Source organism: Glycomyces mayteni (genome assembly GCF_042428885.1).
In the GTDB taxonomy this organism is placed as follows: Bacteria; Actinomycetota; Actinomycetes; order Mycobacteriales; family Micromonosporaceae; genus Glycomyces; species Glycomyces mayteni.
Map to the genome: position 1 here is coordinate 1,064,674 of NZ_JBHMBP010000001.1, position 25,255 is coordinate 1,089,928.

The window sequence follows — 25,255 nt, forward strand, 5'->3', positions numbered from 1 at the left end:
AGTTTGCTATCTGCGTAGTTGCGAATATACGATGGCACGCATGTTCGCTTCGATGCTCCGGCTGTCCGACGTCCGCTGGGCGGCCGCGGCCCTCGCCCTGTTCGCCGCGGGGATCGCGGCCCAGTTCGGCGGCGCCCCGACGCAGGTGTGGCTGCCCGCCTACCTCGCCTGCTACCTCGCGGGCGGCTGGGGCCCGGCGTGGGAGGGCCTGACCGCGCTGCGCAAGCCGCGCTTCGAAGTCGACCTGCTCATGGTCATCGCCGCCGCGGCCGCCGCCGCGATCGGCCAGTGGTTCGACGGCGCGCTCCTCATCGTCATCTTCGCGACCTCCGGCGCGCTCGAAGCGGTCCTGACCGAGCGCACCGCCGACGCCGTCCGCTCCCTCCTCGAACACGCCCCCGACCGGGCCGTGCGCCTGGCGGACGGCCGCGAGGAGACCGTGGACGCCGCCGACCTCGCCCCCGGCGACCTGGTCCTGGTCCGCCCCGGCGACCGCGTCCCCGCCGACGGCACCGTCGCCTCCGGCGAATCCGAAGTGGACGAATCGACGCTCACCGGCGAGGCCCTGCCCGGCCGCAAGGCCGTCGGCGCCGCGGTCCTGGCCGGGACGGTCAACGGCACCGGCGCCCTCGAAGTCCTGGTGGCCCGCTCCAGCGCCGACTCGGTCCTCGCCCGCGTGGCCCGCCAGGTCGAGGAGGCCTCCGAGGCGAAGTCGAAGACGCAGTCGACCATCGAACGCGTCGAGCAGCCCTACTCCCTCGCCGTCGTCGCCGCGACCCTCGCGCTCACCGCCGTCCCGCTCGCCTTCGGGGCGGCGTTCGAGCCGACCCTGCTGCGCGCCATGACCTTCATGATCGTCGCGAGCCCCTGCGCCATCGTCCTGGCGACCATGCCCCCGCTCCTGGCCGCAGTCGCCCTCGCCGGGCGGCGTGGCGTGCTCGTCAAGAGCGCCTTGATGATCGAACGCCTCGCCGAGGTCGACCGGGTCGCCTTCGACAAGACCGGCACCCTCACCGACGCCACCCCGCGCATCGAGCGGATCACCGTCCTGTCCGGCGCCGAGGCGGACCTGCGCCGCCTGGTCGCCGCGGCCGAGGCCCGCTCCGAGCACCCCGTGGGCCGCGTCCTCGCCCGCCTCGGCGACCCGGGCCCGGTCGAGGACTTCCAGGCCGTGCCCGGGCGCGGCGTGCGCGCCCGCGTCGACGGCGCCGAAGTCCTGGTCGGCCACCCGGTCCTGCTGGAGGAGGCCGAGGACGACACCGCCGCCCGCACCGCGGTGGACGCGTTCGCCGCCGAGGGCCTGACCGTGGCCGTCGTCGTCGCCGACAAGCGCCCGGTCGGCGTCGTCGGCCTCACCGACACCGTCCGGCCCGACGCCGCCAGCGCCGTCGCCGCGCTCGCCGCCCGCCTCGGCGGCGAGGCCCGCCTGCTCACCGGCGACCACGCCGCCGCCGGACGCCGCGTCGCCGACGCCGTCGGCATCCGCGAGGTCGAAGCGAGTCTCCTGCCGGGCGACAAGGCCGACCGGCTCGCCGGGACCCGCACCCTCTACTGCGGCGACGGCGTCAACGACGCCCCCGCGCTCGCCGCCTCCCACGTCGGCGCGGCCATGGGCGGCACGGCCTCCGACCTCGCCCTCCAGTCCGCCGACGTCGTCCTCGTCGGCCGCCGCCTCACCGCCCTGCCCGCCGCGATCGACCTCTCCCGCAAGGCGACGCGCATCGCGAGGGCCAACCTGGCGTTCGCCGCCGCGGTCATCCTCGCCCTCACCGCCTGGGACCTCCTCGGCCACCTGCCGCTCGTCCTCGGCGTCGCCGGGCACGAGCTCTCCACCGTCGTCGTCGGCCTCAACGGCCTCCGGCTCCTCCACCGCCGCAACTGGAGCGAACCGGCCTGAACGCGGACAGGAACCGACCTCGTTCACGATGAACATGGGGGCGACAGCGACCATTCGAAAGGACCCGCCATGACCGCACCGCCTCCCGCCCCGGCCGGATCGAACACCGTCAACCCGTTCCTCCTGGCCGACGGCGCCGCCGCCCTCATCGACTTCCTCACCGAGGTCTTCGTGGCCGAAGACGTTCCCGAGGCCCGCACGCTCGACACGGACGGCCTCATCCTGCACGCCGAACTGCGCATCGGCGACTCGCTGCTCACCGTCGCCGACCGCAAGCCGCACTGGCCGTTCACCCCCGCGCTCGTCCGCGTCTACGTCGAGGACGTGGACGCGGTGCTCGCCCGCGCGGAGAAGCTCGGCGGGAGGACCCTGACGCGCCCGACCGACTTCTTCGGCGACACCCTCGCGCGGTTCCAGGACCCCGCGGCGAACCTCTGGTGGGTGTACCGCCACCACCCGGACGCCGCCCAGGACTGGTTGCAGGCACCGGAATCCGACGGTGCGGCGGAAGCCTGGCAGGCCGACGGGGTCGAGGACTGGAGCAGCTTCACCACGCCCGAGCTCGAATACCTCCATTCGAGCCTGGACGAGGCCCTGACCGGCCTCGCCGACCCCAGGAAGGCCGGCTAGCGCGCCCCGGCGGCGCTGGACCGGCGGCCCCGCGCCGTCACCGGTCCAGCGCCGCGAGCATGCGGCGCAGCATCCGGCGCATCTCGTCCCGGTCGGCGTCGGCGAGCTCCACCCGGTACGGGGTCCCCTCCGGCAGCCACGAGAGGCCGTAGGCGACGTCTCGCACGCTCGCACCGCCGACGGGCCAGCGCGTCCGCTCCGGACCGTCGGCCTCGGCGCCCTGCGCCCACTCGCCGAAGGCGGCCTTGAACGACTCGACCGGCATGTCGAGGACCGCCGCCGCGTCCTGCGCGCGGGGCCCCCAGGTCCGCGCGACGGCGACCAGCGCGTCCACCCGCTCGGGCGCCAGATCGCGCGGTGCGAACCCGACGCGCAGCGGCTCGACGCCCTGCACGCGGTCGGTGCGGAAGGTCCGCCAGTCGGCGCGGTCGAGGTCCCAGCAGACCAGGTACCAGTCGCCGCCGACCGGGACGAGCGAGTGGGGTTCGACGCGGCGGTCCTGCCGCTCGCCGCCGTCGGGCGTGTAGGCGATGCGCACGCGCTCGCGATCGCGGCACGCCAGCGCCAGGTCGGTGAGCACCTCGGAGGGGACGCCGCCGTCTCCGGGCGGGCGCGGGGACGCGGAGGCGAGGGCGCTGACGCGGCGGCGCAGCCGCGCGGGGAGCACTTGCTCGAACTTGGCGAGGACCGACAGCGCGTACTCGGCGCCGCGGCGCACGCGGCCCGCCGCCACCAGGCGCAGCCCGATCGCGATCGCGACCGCCTCCTCGTCGGACAGCAGCAGCGGCGGGAGCGACGCCCCCGCCGCGAGGCGGTAGCCGCCGTGCACGCCCGCGGTCGAGTCGATCCGGTACCCCAGCTCCCGCAGCCGCTCCACGTCCCTCCGCACGGTCCGGACCGTCACGCCGAGGCGCTGGGCGAGTTCGGGCGCGGGCCAGTGGCGGTGCGACTGCAAGAGGTTGAGGAGCGCGAGCGCGCGCCCGGTCGTGGCGGACATCCCCCGATTCTGCCCCGGAACGGTGACGGTTCCCGGCCTCGTTCGCGTCTCCGGTCAGTGGAGGACGGTGGTGGCGCCGTAGTAGACGTTGCCGTGGTCGAGTTCGACGACTTTGACGACGGTGCTGGAGTTGGGGGCGTGGACGATGAGGCCGTTGCCGATGTACATGCCCATGTGGGAGAGGTCGTTGTAGAAGACGAGGTCGCCGGGTTGGAGCTCGTCGCGGCTGATGTTGGCCGTCGAGTTGAACTGGGCGGCGGCGTTGTGGGGCAGGTCGATGCCGATCTGGGCGTAGGAGCGCAGGACGAGGCCTGAGCAGTCGTAGGAGTCGGGGCCCGCGGAGCCCCAGACGTAGGGCTTGCCGACCTGGTCGAGGGCGAAGGAGACGACGGCGTACTCGTCGTCGGACATGTAGGGGAGGTCGTAGTCGGCGATCTCGTCGCCCGCGGCGGCCTGCCACTCCTCGGAGAGGTCGTCCATGCGGGCGTTGAGGTCCTCCTGCCGCTGCTCCAGCTCCGCCTCCTGCTCGTCGAGGTCGGCCTGGAGGTCGCCGAGGAGGTCGAGCTGGGCGGTGTACTCGTCGGCGGCGGTGCGCAGCTCGTCGAGGAGGTCGAAGCTGTAGAGGTTGGCGGAGTTGAGGCGGTCGAGGCGCTCGACGAAGGCGTCGGGGGAGCCCGATTCGAGGAGGAGCGCGGCGTCGCCGATCCCCTGGTCCACATAGGTCGCGGTGATGTAGTCGGCGAGCTGGTCGCGCAGGGCGTTCAGGTCGGCCTCGGCGGCGGCCAGGGACTCCTCGGTCTGGGCGGCCATCTCGCGGTTGTCCTGGGCCTCCTGGGCGAGCCGGTTGTACTCCTCGACGGCGGCGGTGAGGTCGCCGTCGGTCTGCTCGATCTCGTCGTTGATCTCCTCGGTGTCCCGCTGGGCCCACGCGGGGGCCGAGCCCACGGCCGAGACGAGGAGGCCGCCCGCCACGGCGGCGGCGGTCCACATGCGGCGCAAGGGGGTCGGGTTCACGGTCGGGTCGCTCCTTCGGGAGGGATGCGGGGGAGGTGCCGGCGGGACGGTGACATCACCTGAGGCGGCGCCCCGCCGACGACGAGCCCACCCTACTACTAACTTAGTTAGTAGACAATGGGCCGGGGCGGCTCAGCGCATGCTCAGGTGGACGTGGTTGGTGTGGTCGGAGTTCGGGTCGCCGTTGCCGAGGCTGTAGGCGCGCCAGCCGGTGGCGGGCTGCCAGATGCGCTCGTACCAGATGACGTACCGGACGCCGAGCTCGTCGGCGTTCTCGACCAGCCAGGCGGCGAGGTTCTCCCCGTAGTCGAAGTCCTCGCCGTAGGCGACGCCGCCGAAGCCGCCGGGCTCGGAGGAGAGGTCGCAGGCCTTGCCGAGGGGGTGCTCCCCGCCGCCGCCGCCCCGGTAGCACTTGACGTAGCGGGTGAACCCGGCGAGCTGGATCTGCTCCAGCGCATGGAGGGTGCGCGGGGAGACGCACCCGCTGGTGGTCGGGTCGTCCTCGGAGCAGCCTTCGGACGGGAGCGTCCCGTCGCCGTTGCGCGGCGCGTCCTCGGGGTCGGGGAAGTCGCCGGGGGACGGTCCGACCGCGTCGTCGCCGCCCGCCGCGGCCAGCTCGCGCGCGGCCTCCTCGGCGGCGGACTCCATCTCGTCTGCGAGGTCCTCCTGCTCGGCGATGTTGTCCGCCAGGGTCTCGCGCATCGCCTCGATCTCGGTGAGCCGCGCGATCAGCTCGTCGAGGCGGTCGGCGCGGGACTCGCCGAGGAACTGGAGGGTCGACATGGCGTCGATGGTCTCGGTCGGGTTGCCCGAGGACATGAGCGCGGCCGTGGACTGGAAGTCCGAGGCGGTGTAGGCGATGTACGCGAACTCGCCGAGCTCGGCCTCCAGCGCCGCCGCCTCGGTCTCGGAGTCGGCGAGCTCCTGCTCCAGCTCCTCCTGGTCGGATTCGAGGGCCGCGAGCTCGTCCTGGGCGTCGAGGTAGGCGCCGATCGCCGCGCTCAGCGAGTCCGAGCCGCCCTCCTCCTGCGCCGCCGAGGGCGCCGCGGGCCCGGCCAGCAGCGGGAGGAGGGCCAGTGCGGCGAGCGGGAGGAGCCGCGCGGCCGGTGGCCTGACGGTCTGCGGCGCAGTGGGATCGGGGTCGTGGTGCAAGACGTGATGCCTCCGGCAGGTCGTCGCCGCGCCCGCGCGGAAGGCCCGGCGGGGCCGCGCGCGGACTGAACTACTAAGGAAGATAGTAGATAACGGAGTGCAACCTGAGACACCCTCGGACCCGGGTGTCAGACCTGGCAGCAGACGAACCCGACCGCCGTCGCGACGGGCGTGACGACCACCAGCAGCGGCGCGGCGACCGCCGCGAGGTTCCCGCCGAGGATCGAGCCCACCCCGGCCGGGCCGGGCCGCTGCGGGGCGTCGAGGAGCCGCTCGATCCGGGCGACGGTGTCCCCGCCCCCGGCGGCGAGCGCCGGGCCGGGGGCCTGCGCGGCCGCGACGTTGAGGAGGCTCCCGGCGAGGACCCGGCGGCCCGCGGCGCGGGCGGCGGTGTCGTCGGCGGCGAGCTCCACGAGGTGCGCGACGCGCTCGGACAGGTGCGAGAACAGCGGCAGCACACCGAAACCGGACCCGAGCGCCTTGGCGATCCCGGCGATCCGGTGGTGGCCGCCCGACAGGTGGGCGCGCTCGTGGGCGACGACGGCGCGCAGCTGCGCCCCGTCGAGCACCGCGACCGCGCCGGAGGTCACCACGACCAGGCCCCCGCGGCCGGGCAGGCAGTACGCCGCGGGCCGCTCGCCCGGGACGACGACGGCCCCGATAGCGGGGTCGAACGGGTAGCCCTCCAGGCTCCTCCGCAGCCGGGCCCGCTCGCGGCCGGTCGCCCACCAGGCCGCGGCCAGCGAGGCGGCCAGCCGCGCGGGCACCGCGCACACCAGCGCGCCCGCGCCCAGGGCGAGCGCGGCGCCGCCGACCGTCCCGTAGTGCTCGCGCAGTTCGCGCAGGCAGTGCCAGATGAGCCCGCGGCCGGTCGCGCTGTCGTGGACCTCCAGCGGCATGACGATGACGACGCCCGCGAGGACCGCGGCCAGGACGAACGAGGCCGCGAGCGCGAACCAGGTCGCGATCGCCAGGCGCGGCGCGGCCGAGGCCCAGCGCGCGCGGCCCAGCAGCCGCGGCCCGAGGACGGCGAGCGCGGCGGCGTAGGCGAGCAGGAGCGCCGCGGCGATCACGCGGACTCCTCGGCCTCGTCCATGGCCGCGCGCAGGCGGGCGAGCTCGTCGGGGCCGATCTTGCCGATGAACCGCAGGAGGGTCGCGCCGCGGTCGGCGGAGGACTCCAGGACCGAGGCCATCGCCTCGGCGTCGAAGTCCTCCCGCGACAGCGCCGGGCGGTACGCCCACGCCCGGCCGTCGCGTTCGCGCGTGACGATGTCCTTGCGGTGCAGGTTGTCCAGCACGGTCATGACGGTGGTGTACGCCGGTTCGGGGTCGCGGTCGAGCGCTTCGAGGACCCCGCGCACGGTCGCCGGGCCGGGCGCGGCCCACAGCACGTCCATGATCGCGGCCTCCAGCTCGCCCAGTCTGCGCATCGCCGCCCTGCCTCCCGTGGTCCCCGGCGCGCCGCACGGCACGCTACGAACGACGATAGTAGCCGGTCGGGGCCCTGTCAGACCGCGGCGAGGGCCGCCCGGAGGCCGCCGGTCCGCGACGCGTTGCCGACAGGTGTGCGATCCGGTGCAACCGGTTCCCGCGCGGCGGCGTGTAATCGTCGCCGGTCGCACCGGTGTCCACACCCCTCAGTTCTGTCCCAATTGAACAAGGAGCCCCATGACCCCCCAAACCCCCCTTGTCCGGCGCAGCGGCATACGCCTGCTCGCCGCGACTGCGGCCGGGTTCGTCGTCGCGTCCGCATTCGCGACCCCCGCCTTCGCCGAGGTCCCCGGCATCGCCGGCGACCCGGTCGTGAACCCCGGCGTCGCCGCCTCCGTCACCGCGGGCGAGAGCACCCCCGGGACGATCACCGTCGACTACACCGCCGCCGAAGGCTCCGCGGACCAGACGCACGCCGTCGCCGCCGAGTTCACGATCGAAGGCAGCGCCGGCGTCATCGAGCTGACCTCGACCGACGCCGCCTGCGACGCCGCCACCGCATACCTGGTGGCCTGCACCGACGCCGCCGCCGACGCGAACACGGCCTTCGGCTTCGACCTCGCCGCCGTCCCCAGCGCCGACGACGAGACCCTCTCCTACACCCTCAAGGTCACCATCGACGGCATCGAGGTCGCGAACCAGAGCGGCACGGTCGACGTCGTGTCCACCTACGACGTCCACAACCCGTACGCCCACAGCGACGTCGCCGTCACCGGCGTCGCCGCGGGCGCCAGCGTCGGCGTGAACCCGGTGGTCTACCAGGACTTCGACCTGGCCCCCACCGCGGAAGCCGTGGTCGTCACCTTCACCAACCCGGCCCCCGACGAAGGCGCCCTGAACACCGCGGGCCTCGCGACCGCGGTCGACGGGTACGCCAACTGCCGGACCACGTACGAGGGCGGCACGGCGACCGGCCTCGAATGCGTCATCACCGACGTCACCGACGCCAAGGGCCAGTTCCTGACCCTCAGCAAGGCCGTCAACTACCAGTTCGCCAACGGCCTGGTCGGCCCGCTCGAAGTGTGCGGCTGCGACTACAGCGTGAAGACGATCGACGCGGGCACCCTCGCCGACGAGTTCGACGGCCTCTCGTGGGTCCCGGCCACCGGCACGAAGCTCAGCCTCGTGTCCGCGGCCGCGGGCTGGGACGGCGCCGAGGACTCCATCGCCTACTACGCCGGCGGCATCACCCTCACCAGCGCGAAGCGCACCTACGACCTTGAGGTCTCCGAGACCGTCATCGAAGGCTCCGTGGGCGACACCGTCACCGTGACCACCGAGATCGAGAACAACGGCCCGGCCGCGGGCTCCGACCTCGACCCGGACGGCAACTCGTACCTGGTCCGGGCGCAGCTCCCCGAGGGCGTCGAGCTCGTCGGGGTCGACAGCGACGGCCAAGGCACCTGGGAGTGCTACGACGACAGCGAGCTCGCCGCGCTCCACGCCGCCACCGACACCGCCCTTGAGCGGTTCGACTTCGCCTGCGCCGTCGACGAGTTCGGGTCGAGGTCGCGGCTGTACATCACGTACACGGTGAAGCTCACCGACACCACCGCCTACCAGGGCGCGGTCGAGATCGGCGCGGTCTACAACGACGGCGAGTACGAAGGCGCCCCGGGCAGCGACTTCGCGCTCATCTACAACGACGCCTACGAAGCCCGCTACGACTACAACCGGGACAACTACGAGGACCTCCTCGTGATCCGCAAGTCCGACGGGGCGCTGCGCCTGTACAAGGGCACCAGCGCCGGGACCTACGGCTCCGCGGTCTCGGTCGGCACCGGCTGGGGCGGCTTCGACATCGTCATGGCCGGGGACCTCACCGGCGACGGCGTGCCCGACCTGCTCGCCCGCGACAACAAGACCGGGACGCTCTACACCTACCCGGGCAACGGGAACGGCGGCTTCGGCTCGCGCATCACCGTCGGCACCGGCTGGAACCGGATGGGGCAGATCTCCGTCGGCCACTACGACGGCGACGGCATCCCCGACCTGTACGCGACCTCGTACGCCGACGGGAACCTGTACTACTACCCGGGCCTCGGCAACGGCAAGTTCGGCGCGCGCGGGCTCGAAGGCGAGTGGTGGGACGGCATGGACGTCCTCACCTCGATCGGCGACCTGAACGGCGACGGCTACGACGAGTTCCTGACCCGCTGGAACTACGACGGGCACTACTACGTCTACTCGTCGACGGGCGACGTCTACGAGCTCGACCAGACCCTGTACGACTGGCTCTACACCCGCCGGTACGAGCAGGTCGTCGGCGTCGGCGACGTGACCCGCGACAGCGCGCCCGACATCGCGTCGGTCGACCTCCGGACCGGGCAGCTCGTGCTGCGCACCTTCGACCCGGAGTCGCCCGCCAGCTCCTCCGGCACGTCCGTCGGCACCGGCTGGAACGCCATGCGCCTCCCCGTGACCCTGCTCGACCGCACGTACGACTACGACTACGACGGGTTCGGCGACGTCATCGCCCAGCGCAAGTCCGACAAGGACCTGTACCTCTACTGGGGCACCGGCTCCGGCCTGGGCACCCGCTGGAACATGTGCGACAACTGCGACGGCATCACCCTCGCCTCCGCAGGCGGCGACTACAACGCCGACGGCCGCGCCGACATGCTGTACCGCTCGTACACCGGCGGCCTGTACATCGCCACCGGCCTCGAAGGCGAATCCGGGTTCGCGGACACGATCACCGCCGGAAGCGGCTGGAACGTCATGAACGTCCTCACCGGCGGCCACGACTTCACCGGCGACGCCAAGGACGACCTGGTCGCCCGCGAGACCTCCACCGGGGTCCTGTGGCTCTACCCGGGCAAGGGCGACGGCAAGTTCGGCACCCGCATCAAGATGGGCACCGGCTGGAAGTCCTTCAGCGAGATCGCCTCCGTCGGCGACCTCGACCACGACGGCCACGCCGACCTCCTCGCGCTCCGCACCTCCGACGGCTGCCTGTACTTCTACGGCGGCAAGGGGAACGGGACGCTCAAGTCGGCCGCCAAGGTCTCCTGCGGCTGGAGCGGCTACGACCAGATCACCGGGGTCGGCGACTTCAACCGCGACGGCCACGCCGACTGGCTCGCCCGCCGCAAGTCCGACGGGGCCCTGTACCTGTACCCGGGCAACGGCAACCACGGCGCCGGGACCCGCAAGGCCATCGGCACCGGCTGGAACTCGTTCACCATCGCCTAACGGCGTCAAGGAATGAACCAGGGGAGCCCCGCACCAGCGGGGCTCCCCTCTCGCCTTGCGGCCCGGGCCTTCAGCCGCGCAGCGCCGCCACCAGCTCCCGGTAGTCCCCGAACGCCGCCTCGACCTCCCGCTTGTCGAAGCCGTACCGCTCCATCGAGTACTCGTGCCCCGTCCGGTGCTCGTCCAGGATCGCGTTGAGCCCGTTGCGGTCCGACACCGTCCAAGGCGCGCCCAGGCGCTCGAACAGGCGCGGCGCGAACTCGTGCGGATACCCCGTGAACCGGTGGTAGTTCACGTCCGCCACCGCGTCCTCCGGAAGCGAGCGCCGCAGCTTGCGCCCCCGCTCGATCGACTCCGCCAGCACCGGCAGCCACGTCCGCCCGATCACCAGCGGATCGACCTCCTTGCAGTGCAGCGCCGTCAGCCGCTCCACCGCCGAGCAGAACGACGGCACCGCCGCCACCGGGTCCCGGTGCATCCACACGAACACCGCGTCGGGGAACACCTGCCGGATCACGTCCAGATGCGCCACGTCCCCCGAGAACCGCAGGACCCACCGCCGCGGCGGCGCCCCGTACTGGAGCACCTGGAGCACCAGCTTCAAGTACTCGTAGTCGCCCGTGACGTCCTCGTGCGCCACCCACTCCCGGTACTCCGGCAGCGGCGCGCTGGCCATCGGCGCGTAGGTGCGCCACAGGACCGCCGTGGACTCCTCGGGCCGGTCGGCCCACAGGGGCCGGACCGCGTCGTAGCCGGGGGCGAGGCGGCGCATGGCCGCGACCTGGCGTTCGACGGCGGTGCGGCCGCGCCCGGCGTCCTCGCGGGCGAGGCCGGTGCGCTGCATCTCCCACAGGTGCGGGGCGCGGTGCCCGGGGGCGGCGGCGAGGACGCGGTGGGCGAGGCCGGTCGCGGCGCGGGGGAGGCCCACGATGAACACGGGCCGCTCGACCGGCGCGGCGCCGACCAGCGGGTTCTGGGCGTGGATCCACTTGACGCGCAGGCGGTTCTCCAACCGCTGCACGGCCCCGCGGAGCTGGAGCGTCCAGCCCAGCGGGGTCAGCTCCGGCACCGCGGCGAAGCACTGGAGGAGGAACCCGAGGTCCTCGATGAACTCCCAGTCGCGCAGGTCCGGCTCGGTGTCCGCGGCGGCGACGGCCTCGCGGATGCACTTGCGCCACAGCGCGAGCGTCTCGGAAGGGTCCCGGCGGACCCTCGCGGACCGGCCGAGGGCGGCGTTGAGCACCATTCGTCGCATGGGGCGTCCTTGCATCCTAAAAGGAATGGATTGTCACTCCCAATCGGTGCAATGTTACCGATGCGCCCCGGTCGTGTACATACCCGGTCGCCGCAACCCGAATCGCCCTCGCCGGACCTGAAGTCCCCATTAGACTCACGACGATCCGGTATGGAGTCTTTTCCCTTGGGGGCGTTGCTGATCGAAGGGGCATCCCCTGCGATAGCGCGCGCAAGGCAGGTGCTAACCTGAGCGCAGACTTGTCTTCGAGGGGTATGGGCCCTGACCGGCGTCCTGCGCCGGTCAGGGCCTGTTTTTCGTGCGGCGCACCGGGTCAGATCGCCCGGGGGAGGCCCGCCGTGACCGCGAAGGGCGCGACCCGCAGGCCGTCGAAGCGCCAGCCGGCCCCGGTCCGGCGCGCGGTGTAGTGGTGGGTCCCGGCGGCCACGGCCGCCTCGTTGCCCTCCTTGAGGAACACGCCGAGGTCGTTGGCGCGCACGGCGGCGGTGTCGCCGTCGAGGTCGATGACGACGTTGGCCTTGGTGTGCAGCGTGGCCTCGTACCCGTTGCCGCCGCTCACCAGGGCGACCAGCGCGGGGATGCCGCGGGCCTCGCCGCGCGGGGAGGTGACGGCCACGTCCTCGGTGAAGATCCGGCCGGTCTCGTCCCAGCGCTGCTCGTCGATCCACACGGTGTGGCGGGCGACGAGGTCTTCGATCTCGGCGCGGTCGGCGAGCAGGCGGACCAGGGTGTCGGTGTCGCTCATGATGGTCTCCTTCAGGTCGTTAGTAAGACTAACGTTTGTGTCGCTAACGAATCTACATCGTTAGTGGGACTAACGCAAGCGGGGTAGGCTGTCCGCATGGACACCAGCGATGAACTGCGGTTCGATCCGGCCTTCGACGGCGGCGGCGCCTCGAAGCGGCTGCGGCGCCAGCTCTCGCGCCTGCTGGGCATGACGAGCGCGCAGACCAGCCGCGTCGCCGCCGAGGCGCTCGCCCCGCTCGGCGCGCCCAAGGCCCACTTCGTGGTCCTCGCCGTCCTCGACGAGGCCGGGCCCGCCAGCCAGGCCGTGCTCGCCGACCGCGCCCGCGTCTACCGCTCCGACCTCGTGGCCGTCCTCAACGAGCTGGCCGAGGGCGGGTGGATCGTCCGCGCCCCCGACCCGGACGACAAGCGCCGCAACACGATCACCATCACCGACGCGGGGCGCGAGCGGCTCGCCGAGATCGAGGCGGTCCTCGACGGCGTCAACGACTTCATCACGGCCCCGCTCAGCGAAGCCGAACGCGCCCAGCTGTTCTCGCTCCTCGGGCGCGTCAACGCCCACCTCGCCGCTAGCGCAGGCGGCGCATCACCTGCTCCTTGAGGGAGGTGAACGGCGGGTACACGACCCGCATCGTGTCGGGCGCGAGCGGCTTGTCCAGCACCGACTTCGCGTGGGAGAACACCTCGATCGAGTGCTTCCCGTGGTACGCGCCGAGTCCGGAGCTCCCGACGCCGCCGAACGGCAGGCCCGGGACGTCGATGTGCGCCATGGGGATGTTGAACCCGACCGCGCCCGAGGAGGTCCGCGTCAGGAGCTTGCGGCGGGTCGCGTCGGAGTTGGTGAACGCGTACAGCGCCAGGGGCTTCTCGCCGGAGTTGACGTAGGCGATCGCCTCGTCCAGGGTGTCGACGGCGAGCACCGGCAGGACCGGCCCGAACACCTCCTCGCCCATGACCGCGTCCTCGGGCGAGACGTCGGCGAGGACGGTGGGCGCGATGTACCGGTCGCTGCGGTTGCGGCCGCCGCCGACGACGAGGCGGCCCTCGCCGAGGAACCGCTCCAGGCGGTCGAACGCCCGCTCGTCGATGATCCGCCCGTAGTCGGGGCTGTCGGCGGGCGCGTGCCCGTACATCTCCCGCACCGCCTCGGCGAGGTGCTTCTCCAGCTCCGGGCCGGTGCCGCCGACGGCGAGCACGTAGTCGGGGGCGATGCACGTCTGCCCGGCGTTCATGAACTTCCCCCAGGCGATCCGCCGCGCCGCCGTCGCCAGGTCCGCGCCCGGCTCGACGATCGCGGGGCTCTTCCCGCCCAGTTCGAGGGTCACCGGCGTCAGGTGCTCGGCGGCGGCCTTCGCGACGATCCGGCCCACGCGCGGCGAACCGGTGAAGAAGATGTGGTCGACCCGCTCGGCCAGCAGCGCCGCCGTCTCGGCCGCCCCGCCCTGCACGACCGCGACGGCCTCGGGGTCGAGGTACTCGCCGATGAGCCGCCCGAGCACCGACGCGGTCGCCGCCGACGCCTCCGAGGGCTTCACGGCCACGGCGTTCCCGCACGCGAGCGCGCCCGCGAGCGGCGCGAGCAGGAGCTGCACCGGGTAGTTGAAGGGCCCGATGACGGTGACGACCCCGAGCGGCTCGCGCAGCACGTACGCCTTCGCGGGCTGGAGGTGCGGCGGCGTGTAGACCCGCTTGGGCCGCAGCCAGGACCGCAGGTGCTTGCGCAGGGCCCGCACCTCGGCGGACACGAAGTCGATCTCGGCGAGGAACGACTCCGGCGCGGCCTTCCCCAGGTCCGCGCGCAGCGCGTCGGCGAGCTCCTCCCCGGCCTCCCGCAGCATCCGGTCGAGGCCCTTGAGCTGCTCCAGGCGCCACGGCACCGGTTTGGTGCGGCCGGTGTCGAAGTGCGCCCGCAGGCGCGAGACGGTGTCCGAGGGGGACTCAGGTGTGAACTCGCTCGCCATGGGACGACTCTAGCGACTCCCGCACGCAAGCGGCGCCGTGCGCTCGTACCGTTTCGCACAGCACAAAAGGGACAGAACGAGTGTGTCATGGCGCATGGCCCCGCCTCGGTCCCCGGGACAGTGCGACCGCCCCGTGACAGGATGTCGCGTATGAGCGCCGCGAAACGATCCCCGCTACTGTCCTGGACCGTCATCGCGCCGGTGGTCGGCATCATCGTGCTGGCCTTCACCTGGGGCCGCGAGTCGGAGACCGCGCTCGTCGTGATCGCCGCCGTCGCCCTCATGGCCACCGTCCTCGCCGCCGTCCACCACGCCGAGGTCGTCGCCCACCGCGTGGGCGAACCCTACGGCTCCCTCGTCCTCGCCGTCGCCGTCACGGTCATCGAGGTCGCCCTCATCCTCACCGTCATGGCCTCCGGCGGCCACGACGCCGACACCCTCGCCCGCGACACCGTGTTCGCCGCGGTCATGATCACCACCAACGGCATCGTCGGCATCTCCCTGCTCCTGGGGGCCCTCAAGTACGGGACGACCCTGTTCAACCCCGAGGGCTCGGGCGCGGCCCTCGCCACCGTCGCGACCCTCGCGGTCCTGGGCCTGGTCCTGCCGACCTTCACCACCAGCGAGGCCGGCCCCGAGTTCTCCTCCTCGCAGCTCGTGTTCGCCGCGGTCGTCTCGATCGTCCTGTACGGCCTGTTCGTGTTCACCCAGACCGTGCGCCACCGCGACTTCTTCCTCCCCATCACCGAGTCGGGCCCGGTCACCGAGGAGACCCACGCCGACCCGCCCTCGGGGAAGACCGCGCTGCTCAGCCTCGGGATGCTCATGGTCGCCCTCGTCGGCGTCGTCGGCCTCGCGAAAGTGGAGTCCCCGGCGATCAAGGCGGGCGTCGACGCCGCGGGCTTCCCCGCGTCCTCCGTCGGCGTGGCCATCGCCCTGCTGGTGCTGCTGCCCGAGTCGATCGCGGCGATCCGCGCGGCCCGCCGCGAGCGCATCCAGACCTCCATCAACCTCGGCTACGGGTCCGCGATGGCCTCGATCGGCCTGACGATCCCGGCGATCGCGATCGCCTCGTTCTTCATGGACGGGCCGCTGCTGCTCGGGCTCGGGCCGACGCAGATCGTGCTGCTGGGCCTCACCCTCGTCGTCTCGGTCCTCACGATCGTCCCCGGCCGCGCCACCCGCCTCCAGGGCGGCGTCCACCTCGCGCTCCTCGCCGCGTACCTGTTCCTGGCGATCAACCCCTAGCGGGCCGCGGCCCACACGTCCCAGCCGAGCCGGGCCAGGAGCGCGAGCACCACGACCACGAGGACGATCCGCACGAACCGGGAGCCCTTCGCCATCGCCGTGCGAGCCCCGAACCACGCGCCCGCCATGCAGCCCGCGCCCAGGACCAGGCCCAGGAGCCACCACACGTTCCCCTGGAGGGCGAACACGGCGACCGCGCCGATGTTGGTGGCCGCGTTGACGACCTTGGTGTGCGCCGCGGCCGTCACGTAGTCGAAGCCGATGATCGTCGTGAACGCCACCGACAGGAAGATCCCGGTGCCGGGGCCGATGATCCCGTCGTAGAACGCGACCCCGACGCCCGCGGTGAGCATGAGCGCGGCGGCGCGCAGCGGGGTCCGCAGCCGCGGCTGCGGCTCCAGGCCGAGCTGCGGTCGAGCGATGACCAGCACCAGGACCGCAAGCAGCACCGCGATGATGATGGGCTTCAAGGCGCTCGCGGAGACCGCGAGGGCCGCGACGGCCCCCGCGCCCGAGCCCGCCAGGGCCAGGCCGACGGTGGGCCACAGGAGCCGGTGCTCCAGTTTGATCTTGCGGGAGTAAGTGATCGCGGAGATCGTCGTCCCGCACACCGACGCCATCTTGTTGGTGCCCAGCATGAGCTGCACCGGCGCTGTGGGGAACGCCACCAGCAGCGCGGGGAGCTGGATCAGCCCGCCGCCGCCGACGACCGCGTCGACCCATCCGGCGAACACCGCCGCGACGATGAGCAGGGCGAACACGCCGGGGTCGATGTCGAAGGGCACCAGGCCAAGTTACTTGCCGCACGGTCAGCCGACACGCCGATGAGGTGAGGAACACGTGGCGGTGCGTAATCGTCTGATATCAACAGGTCATGGACATGACGAAGCCTATGACCCACTTGGTGAAACGCGGGTACGAGTATACGTTCGACCCGGACGAGCAGCAGCTCAGGAACCTTGAAGAGACCCTGGAAGCGGTTCGGGCCGTGTACAACTGGTCGCTGTCGGTGTTCCAGCGCGAGTGGCGCGCGAAGGGGGAGAAGATCTCGTACGCGGAGATCTCCGCCCGCCTGACCAAGTGGAAGAACCAGGCGCCCAACCGGTGGGTCAAGGCCTATTCGTCCGTGCCCCTCCAGCAGATCGCGCGTCAGCTCCACACCGAGTACCACGCGTTCCTCAACGGCCGCAGCCGCGAGCCCGCGCCGAAGGAGCACGGCGAGCAGGAGCAGCTCGTGTACTCCCGGGCCGGGTACTACCTGAAGGGCCGCGAGGTCAAGCTCGCGAAGCACAAGGAGCCCTTGGACATCATGTGGGGCCTGGAGCGGCCCGGCCGCGACGACATCACCTCCATCACGGTGATCCGCGAGCACGACCGGTGGAAGCTGTGGATCGTGGCCGAGGAGTTCGTGGAGGTCCCGCGGCAGAAGCCGCCGGAATGCGGCGAGTGCGGGCGCGTCCTGGAGGACTGAGCCCGGTGCACTGCGGCCCCCGTGCGCGAGCGCCGGGGGCCGCCGCCGTGCCCGGCCTGAGCTGGTCAGCCGCACCTCCTAGATCTATTCTAAAGTGAGAAGCCGTCCAGCATGAGTGGTGCGCGGCCCGTTTGTCCTGCTAGAGTGGGGTTCGACTTCCTGACCCGTTGAGAGAACAGCATGAGCGACCTGGTAACCCGACTGCGGCGCCACAACTGGCGCATCACCCCTCAGCGACGCGTCATCGCCGAGACGCTGGAGGGTTCCCACGTGCACTTCACCGCCGACGAGGTGCTCGAACGCGCCGTCGCGCGCATGCCCGAGCTGTCCCGCGCCACGGTCTACAACACCCTGAACGAGATGGTCGCCCTCGGCGAGGTCCTCGAACTCTCCCTCCAGGGCCGCTCGAAGCGGTACGACCCGAACGCCGACCACGACCACCACCACCTCATCTGCGACGGCTGCGGCCTCATGAAGGACGTCCACGCCGTCGCCGACCCGATCGAGTGGCTCCCCGGCGACGAGCGCCACGGCTTCACCGTCACCAGCGCCGCCGTCACCTACCGGGGCCTGTGCCCCGACTGCCGCGCCGCGTCCTCATAGGAGTGGTACGGGCCCTTTCGCCCGGATAGGCTCTGGCGCATGACACCGCCCGAGGAGCCCTGGAAGTCCGACATCTGGAGGAACCGCCCAGCGTTCCTGTACTCGCGGCGGCCCATCGCCCGGTACGTCGGCCGCCCCGCGGCCGAGTTCCTCAAGATCGAGCCCGCCGCGGGCGTCGTCCTCGTCGTCTGCGCCGTCGCCGCGATGCTCTGGGCCAACTCGCCCTGGTCGGCGTCCTACGAGGCCGTGTGGGGCCTGGACATCACGCTCTCCTTCGGGGACTTCACGCTCCACCACTCGCTCAAGGACTGGATCAACGACGGCCTCATGGCCCTGTTCTTCTTCGTCGTGGGCCTGGAGATCAAGCAGGAGATCGTCTCCGGGGAGCTCGCCAGCCCCCGCAACGCCGTCCCCCCGATCGCCGCCGCCGTCGGCGGCATGGCCGTCCCGGCCCTGGTCTACGCGGCCCTGAACGCGGGCGGCGAGGGCGCGCACGGCTGGGGCATCCCCATGGCCACCGACATCGCGTTCGCCGTCGGCGTCCTCGCCCTCTTCGGCTCCCGCATCCCCTCGGCGGCCCGGATCTTCCTGCTCACCCTCGCGATCGTCGACGACCTCGGCGCCATCGCCGTCATCGCCGTGTTCTACACCGACGACCTCTCGCCCGAGTGGCTCATCGCCGCGGCCGCGCTCACCGCCCTCGCGGTCCTCATGCGCCTGCTCAACGTCTGGTCCCCGGCCGTGTACCTGGTCATCGGCGTCCTCTTGTGGGTCGCGATGCTCGAATCGGGGGTCCACGCGACCATCGCGGGCGTCATCATGGGCCTGGTCATCGCCGCCCGCCCCCTCCTGGACCCGGCCGTGGCCCACGACGAGGCCCAGGAGCTCGCCAAGGACGGCCTCACCGTCGAGGAGACCGAGCGCCTCGTCAGGCTCACCCGCGACGCCCAGCCGCCCGCGGCGCGGCTCCAGCACCAGCACCACCGGTTCTCCTCCTTCGTCGTCCTGCCGCTGTTCGCGCTCGCGAACGCGGGCATCCCGCTGTCCTCGGACCTGGTCGGGGCTGCGTTCGGGTCCACGGTGACGCTCGGGATCATCGCGGGCCTCGTGCTCGGCAAGACCGCGGGCATCACGCTCACGACCTGGCTCGTCGTGAAGCTGGGGCTGGGCCGGATGCCGCGGGGGACCACGTGGCCGCTGCTGGCCGCCATCGGCGCGGTCGCGGGCATCGGGTTCACGGTGGCCCTGTTCATCGCCGAGCTCGCGTTCTACGGCGGCGACCCGGTCCTGGCGTACGAGGCGAAGATCGGCGTCCTCGCCGCGTCGGTCCTCGCGGCGCTCATCGGCGGGATCGCCGTGCACTTCACGGCGCCCCGCACGCCCCAGGAGGACGACGCCGACCCGGACCGGGAGGACGCTCCCGTGGCGGGGTTAGGCTTGTCCGACTGCTTTTCACGAGCGACTCGACCCTAGAGTGAGGACCCGAATTGGCTCCGCAGAATCTGATGTCACAGCCTCCGGCGACGCTGATGCCCGAGGACACCGAGGCCAGGACGTACCTCGACGAGCACACGCCCGAGGACACCGTCCGCCAGTTCCCGTGGTTCTGCGCCGCGTGGGCGCGGCTGGCGAAGAACGCCCTGGAGTCGGGCGACGACGTCACCGCCTACGCGTTCGCGCGCACCGGGTACCACCGGGGGCTCGACCAGCTCCGCCGCAGCGGCTGGAAGGGGCACGGCCCGATCCCGTGGGAGCACAAGCCGAACCGCGGGTTCCTCAAGTCCCTGCACCAGCTCTCCCGCGCCGCCGCCGCGATCGGCGAGGCCGACGAGGCCGCGCGCTGCGCCCAGTTCCTGCGCGACTCGGACCCGGCCGCGGCCGACGCCCTGACGTAGACAACAGGGCGACGCTTGCGAGCCCTGCTCCAGGGCACAGCACGCGAAGCGGCCGGGAAGCGATCGCTTCCCGGCCGCTCCGTCCCGCCCTGCTAGGCGAGGAAGATCTGGCCGTCCTCGACGGTGATGTCGACCGGGGTCAGGCCGGTCTCGGCCGGGCCCTTCTCCAGCTCGCCTTCGAGGGAGAACGTCGAGCCGTGGTTGGGGCAGATGATGTCCCCCGCGGCGTCCGGCGGGTTCACGATGGTGCCCATGTGGGGGCACGCGGCCGAGAACGCGAGGAATTCGTCGGCGCTCGGCTGCACGAGCACGGTGTCGGCGACGACGATCCCGCCGCCCTCCGGGACGTCCGCGGTCGCCGCGATGGCGTCCCCGCCCGCGTCGGCGGACGAGCCGTCGCCCGAACCCCCGGTGGTCGCGTCCGAACCGGAGGAGGTACTCGAATCGGACGGCGACTCGGCCGTCCCGCACGCGGCCAGGGCCCCTGCGGCCCCGAGCCCCGCCAGGCCGCACATCAACCCGCGCCGCGAGGCGATGACCCGCCGCGCGAGGTCGCTACCGGTCTTGCTGTCGGTCATGTCTGAGCTCCTTGTCCATGCGGCCCGTCCCCCGCGGCAGCCTGCGCGCCTGGGAGGGATTTCGGGCCGCGGCGGCAACGCTACTGCCGAAGAGCCGAGCTTGTCATGATTCGGGGCGGAAACTCAAGACCTTTAGTTGAAGTTTTCAGTAAGTTCCCAGGCGCCGTCCAGAGCCCCGGACGGCGCCCGGAACCGCTACAGCCCCAGGGACCTCGCGATGAGCATCCGCTGGACCTCGTTGGTGCCCTCGCCGATCTCCAGCACCTTCGCGTCCCGCCACGCCCGCGCCACCGGCGTCTCGTTCATGAACCCGTACCCGCCGAAGATCTGCGTCGCGTCCCGCGCGTTGTCCACGGCCGCAAGGGACGCGTGGAGCTTCGCGAGCGCCGCGTCCGTGCCGAACGGCTCCCCGGACTCGGCCTTGACCGCCGCGTCCTGCCACGCGAGGCGCGAGGTGTGGGCGCGGAGCTTCATGTCCGCGAGCATGAACGCGATCGCCTGGTTCTCGCCGATGGGCCGCCCGAACGCCTCGCGCTCCTTCGCGTGCGCGAGCGCCTCGTCCAGGCACCCCTGCGCCGACCCGGTGGCGAGCGCGGCGATGGCCACGCGCCCGGAGTCGAGGAGTTCGAGGAACTGCACGAACCCGCGCCCGCGCTGCCCGACGAGGTTCGCCTCGGGGACGCGGCAGTTGTCGAAGTACACCGGTCGCGTGTCCGAGGCCCGCCACCCCACCTTGGAGTACTCGGGCCCGATCTCCAGGCCGGGCGTGCCCGGTTCGACGGCGATGCAGGTGACCTCGCCGGGCCCGGTCTGCGCGGTGGTGATGATGAGGTCGGTCATCGCGGTGCCCGCGTTGGTGATGAAGCACTTCGCGCCGTCGATGACCCACTCGCCGTCTTCGAGGCGGGCCTTGGTGTCGGTGTACCCGGCGTCGGTGCCGCCGCCGGGCTCGGTGAGCGCGAACGCGACCAGGCCCTGCCCGGCGGCGAGGTTCGGGAGCCACTTCGCCTGCTGCTCAGGGGTGCCGAACTTGGCGATCGCCTCCGCGCCGAGCGTCACCGACGCCTCGACGGTGACCGCCACGGACGCGTCGACGCGGGCGATCTCCTCCAGTGCGAGGCCGAGCATGAACAGGCCCATGCCGGCCCCGCCGTGCTCCTCGGGAAGGGTGACCCCGAGGACGCCGAGCTTGCCGAGGCCCCGGACGAGTTCGATCGGGAACTCCCCGCGCTCATAGAAGTCGCCGATGACGGGGCGGATCTGCTCCTGGGCGTAGGCCCGCACGGCGGCGGCGAATTCGGTCTGCTCGATGTCGAGTTTCATTGCTGGCTCCTGTTTCACACCGGTGTGATCGGGTGTCGGCGGTCGGCGAACCGGCGGTCCTTGTGGGTCAGCCGGCGGTACCGCGCGATGAGGTCATCGCGCAGCTCCTCGGGGGCGAGGACGTCGTCGACGACGAGTTCTCCTGCGAGCCTTCGCAGGTCGACGTCGGCTTCGTATTCGGCGCGGCGGTCGGCGACGAACTGCTCCCGCTGGGCGGGGTCGTCGATCGCGGCGATCTTGTTGGCGTACACGGCGTTGACGGCGGCCTCGGCGCCCATGACGGCGATGCGCGCCGTCGGGAGCGCGAGCACCGCGTCGGACCCGAACGCGGGCCCGGCCATCGCGTACAGCCCCGCGCCGTAGGCCTTGCGGACCACGACGCAGATCTTCGGGACGGTGGCCTCGGCGACGGCGGCGATCATCTTGGCGCCGTGGCGGATGATCCCGGCGTGCTCGACGGCGGAGCCGACCATGAACCCGGGGACGTCGGCGAGGAACAACAGCGGCACGTTGAACGCGTCGCACGTGCTCACGAACCGGGCGGCCTTGTCCGCGGAGTCGGAGAACAGGACGCCGCCGCGGACCGCGGAGTTGTTGGCGACGATGCCGACCGGCCGCCCGTCGAGGCGCGCGAAGACGGTCATGAGCTCCCCGGCCCACCGCGCCTGCACCTCCAGGGCCGAGTCCCGGTCCACCAGGCCGTCGAGGAACGCGTGCATGTCGAACGGCGCGGACTCGCTGGGCGGGATCGCCGCGGCGAGGTCCACCGGGAGCGGCGGGCGGGCCGCGCGCACCGGCGCGGGCTGCGTCCAGTTCGACGGCAGGTACGACAGCCACCGGCGCACGTCAGCGATGGCCTCGTCCTCGTTGCGGCACAGGAAGTGCCCGACCCCGGACCGCTCGGTGTGGACGCGGGCCCCGCCCATGTCCTCCAGGGTCGTCTTCTCGCCGGTGACCATCTCGACCATGCGCGGGCTGCCGAGGTACATGGACGCGTTGCCGTCGACCATCGCGACGATGTCGCAGAACGCGGGGATGTACGCGCCCCCGGCGGCGCTGGGCCCGAACAGGGCGCACGCCTGCGGGATCTTCCCGGAGGCGCGGACCTGCTCGTGGAAGATCCGCCCGGCCCCGCGGCGGCCGGGGAACAGCTGCACCTGGTCGGTGATGCGCGCGCCCGCGGAGTCCACGAGGTAGACGATCGGGTGCTGCTCAAGCTGGGCGGCCTCGATGGTGCGGATGATCTTCTCGACGGTGCGCGCGCCCCACGACCCGGCCTTGACGGTGGAGTCGTTGGCGACGATCCGCACCGGCCGCCCCTGCACGGTGGCGGACCCGACGACCACGCCGTCGGCAGGCAGGCTGGGGTCGGGGTTGGCCCACAGGGCGTCCTCGCGGAACGAGTCGGGGTCGCACAGGCGCCTGATCCGCTCGCGGGCGTGGTACTTGCCCGCCGCAGCCGCCGCCTGGTGGTACTTCTCGGCCCCGCCGCGCTCGATGCGCGCCCGCTCGGCCGGGTAGTCCCCGCTGAAGTCCACGATGACGTCCTCCTTGACGATCCTCCGACCTGAACGATCGTTAAGGTCATGGATATTGTGGCCCGCCCGGAGCCCCGTGTCAACGCATCCGCGAACCGCCTTCTACGCTCGGTGTCGACACCCCCGCAGCGACCGCCCCCCGCCACGCCCCGGAGACCCATGAGCGCCACCTCCACCGCCGAACCCGCGGCCGACAGCGCGGGCCGCGCCACCGCCGCCAGGCCCCCGCGCCTGCGGGAGATCGACGGCCTCCGCGGCCTCGCCATCGCGGTCATCGCGGTCTACCACATCTGGTTCGACCGCGTCTCCGGCGGCGTCGACATCTTCCTGCTCATGTCCGGGTTCTTCATCACCGCCGGGTTCCTGCGCTCCGCCGACGCCGGACGGGGCCCGGGATACCTGCCGTACGCGGCCCGGATCGTGCGGCGCATCTTCCCGCCCGCGCTCGTCGTCGCCGCGGGCACCGTCCTCATGGTGCTCTGGTGGCTGCCGCGCGCCACCTGGGGCCAGCAGCTCGGCGACATCGCCGCGTCCGCGCTCTACTACGGCAACTGGAACCTCGCCGCGCACTCGGTGGACTACCTGTCCTCCAACAACGGCGCGAGCATCGTCCAGCACTACTGGTCCCTCGGCGTCCAGACCCAGTTCTACATCCTCTGGCCGGTCCTGGTCGGCCTCGTCCTGTGGGCCGCCCGCCGCGCCGGGCTCCCGCCGATGCGTACCGTCGCCGCCGTCCTCGCACTCGTCCTCGCCGCCTCGTTCGCGTTCGCGCTGTGGGAGACCGCCGAGAACCAGGCGTACGCGTACTTCGACACCCGCGCCCGCATCTGGCAGTTCGCCGCCGGCGGCCTCCTCGCCCTGACCCTGCGGCCCGCCGTGCGGGGCTGGACCGCGCGCCTCCCGCGCCTCGCCGCCGTCGCCCTGGGCTGGGCCGGGGTTGCGGTCCTCGTGCTCGCGGGCGCGTTCCTCGAATCCACCCAGTTCCCCGGCTGGGCCGCGCTCGCGCCCGTCGCCGGGGCCTGCGCGGTCATCGTCGCCGCCACCGCCGCGCCAGGGAAGGGCGCGGGCCTGCTGCTCAACACGTGGCCGCTCCAGCGCCTCGGCACCCTCTCGTACACGCTGTACCTGTGGCACTGGCCGATCCTCGTCTGCTACCTGACGGCGACCGGCCGCGACACCGCCACCCTGGCCGGCGGCCTGCTCATCCTCGCCGCGGCCACGGTCCTCGCCGCGCTCACGCACTGGGCCGTGGAGGTCCGCCTCCCCGCCTCCGGGCTCGGCCAGTCGACCGCGCGCGGCGCGTTCGCGCTCGGGGCCGCGTGCATCGCGCTCGTCCTCGCCGCGTGCGCGTCCATGACCTGGTACATCGCCCACGAGCGGGCCCGCCTCGCCGAGGCCGCCGCCGACCCGGCCCGCTACCCCGGGGCCGCCGCGCTCGCCGAGGACGCCGCCTTCCCCGAAGCGGACTTCGCGCCCTCGACGCTCGACGCGGCCGAGGACTACGACCCGGCGCTCTCGGGCGACTGCAACCAGACCATGGAGGGGTACGAGCCGATCCGCTGCGACTTCGGTTCCCCTGAAGCCGAGGCCGCGGCCACCGTGGTCATGTACGGCGGCTCGAAGATCTGGCAGTGGCTCCCGGCGGTCCTCGAAGCGGCCGAGTCCCGGAACTGGCACGTCGTGGCGTACACGAAGAACGCGTGCATCATCGAGACCGGCCAGGAGGACCTCGGCGAGGAGCGGTACCGCTCCTGCGCGGCCTGGAACGACGCCGTCGTCGCCGAGATCGGCGGCCTCGCCCCCGACCTGGTCTTCACCTACGGCTCCCGCGTCGGGTACGAGGCGTACGAGACGTTCCCCGACTACACCGACCGGTACGAGCAGCTCCTCGCGACGGGCACGAGCGTCGCGGTCGTCCGCGACACCCCGAGCCCCCGCTTCGACATCCCGCTGTGCGTGGACCTCCACGGCCCCGAGTCCGCCGAGTGCGCCGTCGACCGCGACTCCTACTACGAGGAGGGCGCGTTCGCGGAGCTCGACGTCCCCGAGGGCGTCCACAAGATCGACCTCACCGACGCGATCTGCGGCCCCGAGACCTGCGCGCCCGTCGTCGGCAACGTCCTGGTCTACCGCGACGACGCCCACCTGACGAACACGTACGCCGCGACCCTCGGCCCCTACCTGGAGGCCGAGCTCGCCGCGGCCCTCGGATAGCGCGAAGGCCCGGTCCGCTCGGACCGGGCCTGCCTGAGGTCTCG

22 protein-coding genes are annotated in these 25,255 nt (G+C 72.4%); 10 read left to right on the plus strand and 12 right to left on the minus strand.

The annotated features are described in order from the left end of the window. The first annotated feature begins 40 nt into the window (after positions 1–40). Positions 41–1,897, plus strand: coding sequence for a heavy metal translocating P-type ATPase (locus ACFFXY_RS04950; protein WP_382346465.1), 1,857 nt, complete (start codon positions 41–43; stop codon positions 1,895–1,897). 69 nt (positions 1,898–1,966) lie between these two features. Continuing rightward, positions 1,967–2,527, plus strand: coding sequence for a VOC family protein (locus ACFFXY_RS04955; protein WP_382346468.1), 561 nt, complete (start codon positions 1,967–1,969; stop codon positions 2,525–2,527). Positions 2,528–2,564: 37 nt separating this feature from the next. On the opposite strand, the gene ACFFXY_RS04960 is transcribed toward ACFFXY_RS04955, so the two are convergent. The 5 genes from ACFFXY_RS04960 to ACFFXY_RS04980 all read right to left on the minus strand — a co-directional run bounded on the left by ACFFXY_RS04960 (position 2,565) and on the right by ACFFXY_RS04980 (position 7,122). Further along, positions 2,565–3,524, minus strand: coding sequence for a helix-turn-helix transcriptional regulator (locus tag ACFFXY_RS04960; RefSeq protein WP_382346470.1), 960 nt, complete (start codon positions 3,522–3,524; stop codon positions 2,565–2,567). Positions 3,525–3,578: 54 nt separating this feature from the next. After that, positions 3,579–4,538 (minus strand): C40 family peptidase, encoded by a 960-nt coding sequence (locus ACFFXY_RS04965; RefSeq protein WP_382346473.1) that lies wholly within the window; start codon positions 4,536–4,538, stop codon positions 3,579–3,581. A 132-nt stretch (positions 4,539–4,670) separates the two neighbouring features. Next, positions 4,671–5,690, minus strand: a complete 1,020-nt coding sequence (locus tag ACFFXY_RS04970; RefSeq protein WP_382346476.1) for a coiled-coil domain-containing protein — start codon at positions 5,688–5,690, stop codon at positions 4,671–4,673. Between the two features lie 128 nt (positions 5,691–5,818). Further along, positions 5,819–6,763: a M56 family metallopeptidase gene (locus tag ACFFXY_RS04975; protein WP_382346479.1), complete on the minus strand. Its 945-nt coding sequence runs from the start codon at positions 6,761–6,763 to the stop codon at positions 5,819–5,821. Further along, positions 6,760–7,122, minus strand: a complete 363-nt coding sequence (locus tag ACFFXY_RS04980) for a BlaI/MecI/CopY family transcriptional regulator (RefSeq protein WP_382346481.1) — start codon at positions 7,120–7,122, stop codon at positions 6,760–6,762. The genes ACFFXY_RS04975 and ACFFXY_RS04980 overlap by 4 nt, the downstream gene beginning before the upstream one ends. Before the next feature lie 238 nt (positions 7,123–7,360). Here ACFFXY_RS04980 and ACFFXY_RS04985 point away from each other — a divergent pair, with 238 nt between their 5' ends. Continuing rightward, positions 7,361–10,378 (plus strand): FG-GAP repeat domain-containing protein, encoded by a 3,018-nt coding sequence (locus ACFFXY_RS04985; protein ID WP_382346484.1) that lies wholly within the window; start codon positions 7,361–7,363, stop codon positions 10,376–10,378. 70 nt (positions 10,379–10,448) lie between these two features. On the opposite strand, the gene ACFFXY_RS04990 is transcribed toward ACFFXY_RS04985, so the two are convergent. Together ACFFXY_RS04990 and ACFFXY_RS04995 are read right to left on the minus strand one after the other, a co-directional pair. Further along, entirely contained in the window at positions 10,449–11,633 is a 1,185-nt protein-coding gene (locus ACFFXY_RS04990) for a sulfotransferase family protein (protein WP_382346486.1), read from the minus strand. Positions 11,634–11,946: 313 nt separating this feature from the next. After that, a complete protein-coding gene (locus ACFFXY_RS04995; protein ID WP_382346489.1) occupies positions 11,947–12,378 on the minus strand; it encodes a nuclear transport factor 2 family protein in 432 nt (143 codons plus the stop codon). A 96-nt stretch (positions 12,379–12,474) separates the two neighbouring features. Between ACFFXY_RS04995 and ACFFXY_RS05000 the strand changes: the two genes are divergently transcribed. Then, on the plus strand, positions 12,475–12,981 hold the full coding sequence (locus ACFFXY_RS05000) for a MarR family winged helix-turn-helix transcriptional regulator (protein ID WP_382346492.1): 507 nt from the start codon (positions 12,475–12,477) through the stop codon (positions 12,979–12,981). Here the strand turns inward: ACFFXY_RS05000 and ACFFXY_RS05005 are convergent. Continuing rightward, complete coding sequence (locus ACFFXY_RS05005) at positions 12,950–14,341, minus strand: aldehyde dehydrogenase family protein (protein ID WP_382346495.1); 1,392 nt, start codon at positions 14,339–14,341, stop codon at positions 12,950–12,952. The genes ACFFXY_RS05000 and ACFFXY_RS05005 overlap by 32 nt on opposite strands. 150 nt (positions 14,342–14,491) lie before the next feature. Here ACFFXY_RS05005 and ACFFXY_RS05010 point away from each other — a divergent pair, with 150 nt between their 5' ends. Next, positions 14,492–15,589 (plus strand): calcium:cation antiporter, encoded by a 1,098-nt coding sequence (locus tag ACFFXY_RS05010; protein WP_382346497.1) that lies wholly within the window; start codon positions 14,492–14,494, stop codon positions 15,587–15,589. On the opposite strand, the gene ACFFXY_RS05015 is transcribed toward ACFFXY_RS05010, so the two are convergent. Beyond that, positions 15,586–16,362, minus strand: coding sequence for a TSUP family transporter (locus ACFFXY_RS05015; protein WP_382347393.1), 777 nt, complete (start codon positions 16,360–16,362; stop codon positions 15,586–15,588). The two genes, ACFFXY_RS05010 and ACFFXY_RS05015, sit on opposite strands and share 4 nt — an antisense overlap. A 107-nt stretch (positions 16,363–16,469) precedes the next feature. Between ACFFXY_RS05015 and ACFFXY_RS05020 the strand changes: the two genes are divergently transcribed. The 4 genes from ACFFXY_RS05020 (at position 16,470) to ACFFXY_RS05035 (ending at position 19,558) form a co-directional block, all read left to right on the plus strand. Continuing rightward, entirely contained in the window at positions 16,470–17,060 is a 591-nt protein-coding gene (locus ACFFXY_RS05020) for a helix-turn-helix domain-containing protein (RefSeq protein WP_382346500.1), read from the plus strand. A gap of 180 nt (positions 17,061–17,240) precedes the next feature. After that, positions 17,241–17,663, plus strand: a complete 423-nt coding sequence (locus tag ACFFXY_RS05025) for a Fur family transcriptional regulator (protein ID WP_382346503.1) — start codon at positions 17,241–17,243, stop codon at positions 17,661–17,663. Positions 17,664–17,702: 39 nt separating this feature from the next. Next, positions 17,703–19,136, plus strand: a complete 1,434-nt coding sequence (nhaA, locus tag ACFFXY_RS05030) for a Na+/H+ antiporter NhaA (RefSeq protein WP_382346506.1) — start codon at positions 17,703–17,705, stop codon at positions 19,134–19,136. 32 nt (positions 19,137–19,168) lie between these two features. Next, positions 19,169–19,558, plus strand: coding sequence for a DUF3151 domain-containing protein (locus tag ACFFXY_RS05035; RefSeq protein ID WP_359950498.1), 390 nt, complete (start codon positions 19,169–19,171; stop codon positions 19,556–19,558). 92 nt (positions 19,559–19,650) lie between these two features. On the opposite strand, the gene ACFFXY_RS05040 is transcribed toward ACFFXY_RS05035, so the two are convergent. The 3 genes from ACFFXY_RS05040 to ACFFXY_RS05050 form a co-directional block, all read right to left on the minus strand. After that, positions 19,651–20,136, minus strand: coding sequence for a Rieske (2Fe-2S) protein (locus ACFFXY_RS05040; protein ID WP_382346509.1), 486 nt, complete (start codon positions 20,134–20,136; stop codon positions 19,651–19,653). A 195-nt stretch (positions 20,137–20,331) separates the two neighbouring features. Then, positions 20,332–21,459: an acyl-CoA dehydrogenase family protein gene (locus tag ACFFXY_RS05045; protein WP_382346512.1), complete on the minus strand. Its 1,128-nt coding sequence runs from the start codon at positions 21,457–21,459 to the stop codon at positions 20,332–20,334. 14 nt (positions 21,460–21,473) lie between these two features. Further along, entirely contained in the window at positions 21,474–22,997 is a 1,524-nt protein-coding gene (locus ACFFXY_RS05050) for an acyl-CoA carboxylase subunit beta (protein WP_382346515.1), read from the minus strand. A 159-nt stretch (positions 22,998–23,156) separates the two neighbouring features. Between ACFFXY_RS05050 and ACFFXY_RS05055 the strand changes: the two genes are divergently transcribed. Beyond that, the gene (locus ACFFXY_RS05055) at positions 23,157–25,211 is read left to right on the plus strand and encodes an acyltransferase family protein (protein ID WP_382346518.1); all 2,055 of its coding nucleotides are present in this window, start codon (positions 23,157–23,159) and stop codon (positions 25,209–25,211) included. Positions 25,212–25,255 lie beyond the last annotated feature (44 nt).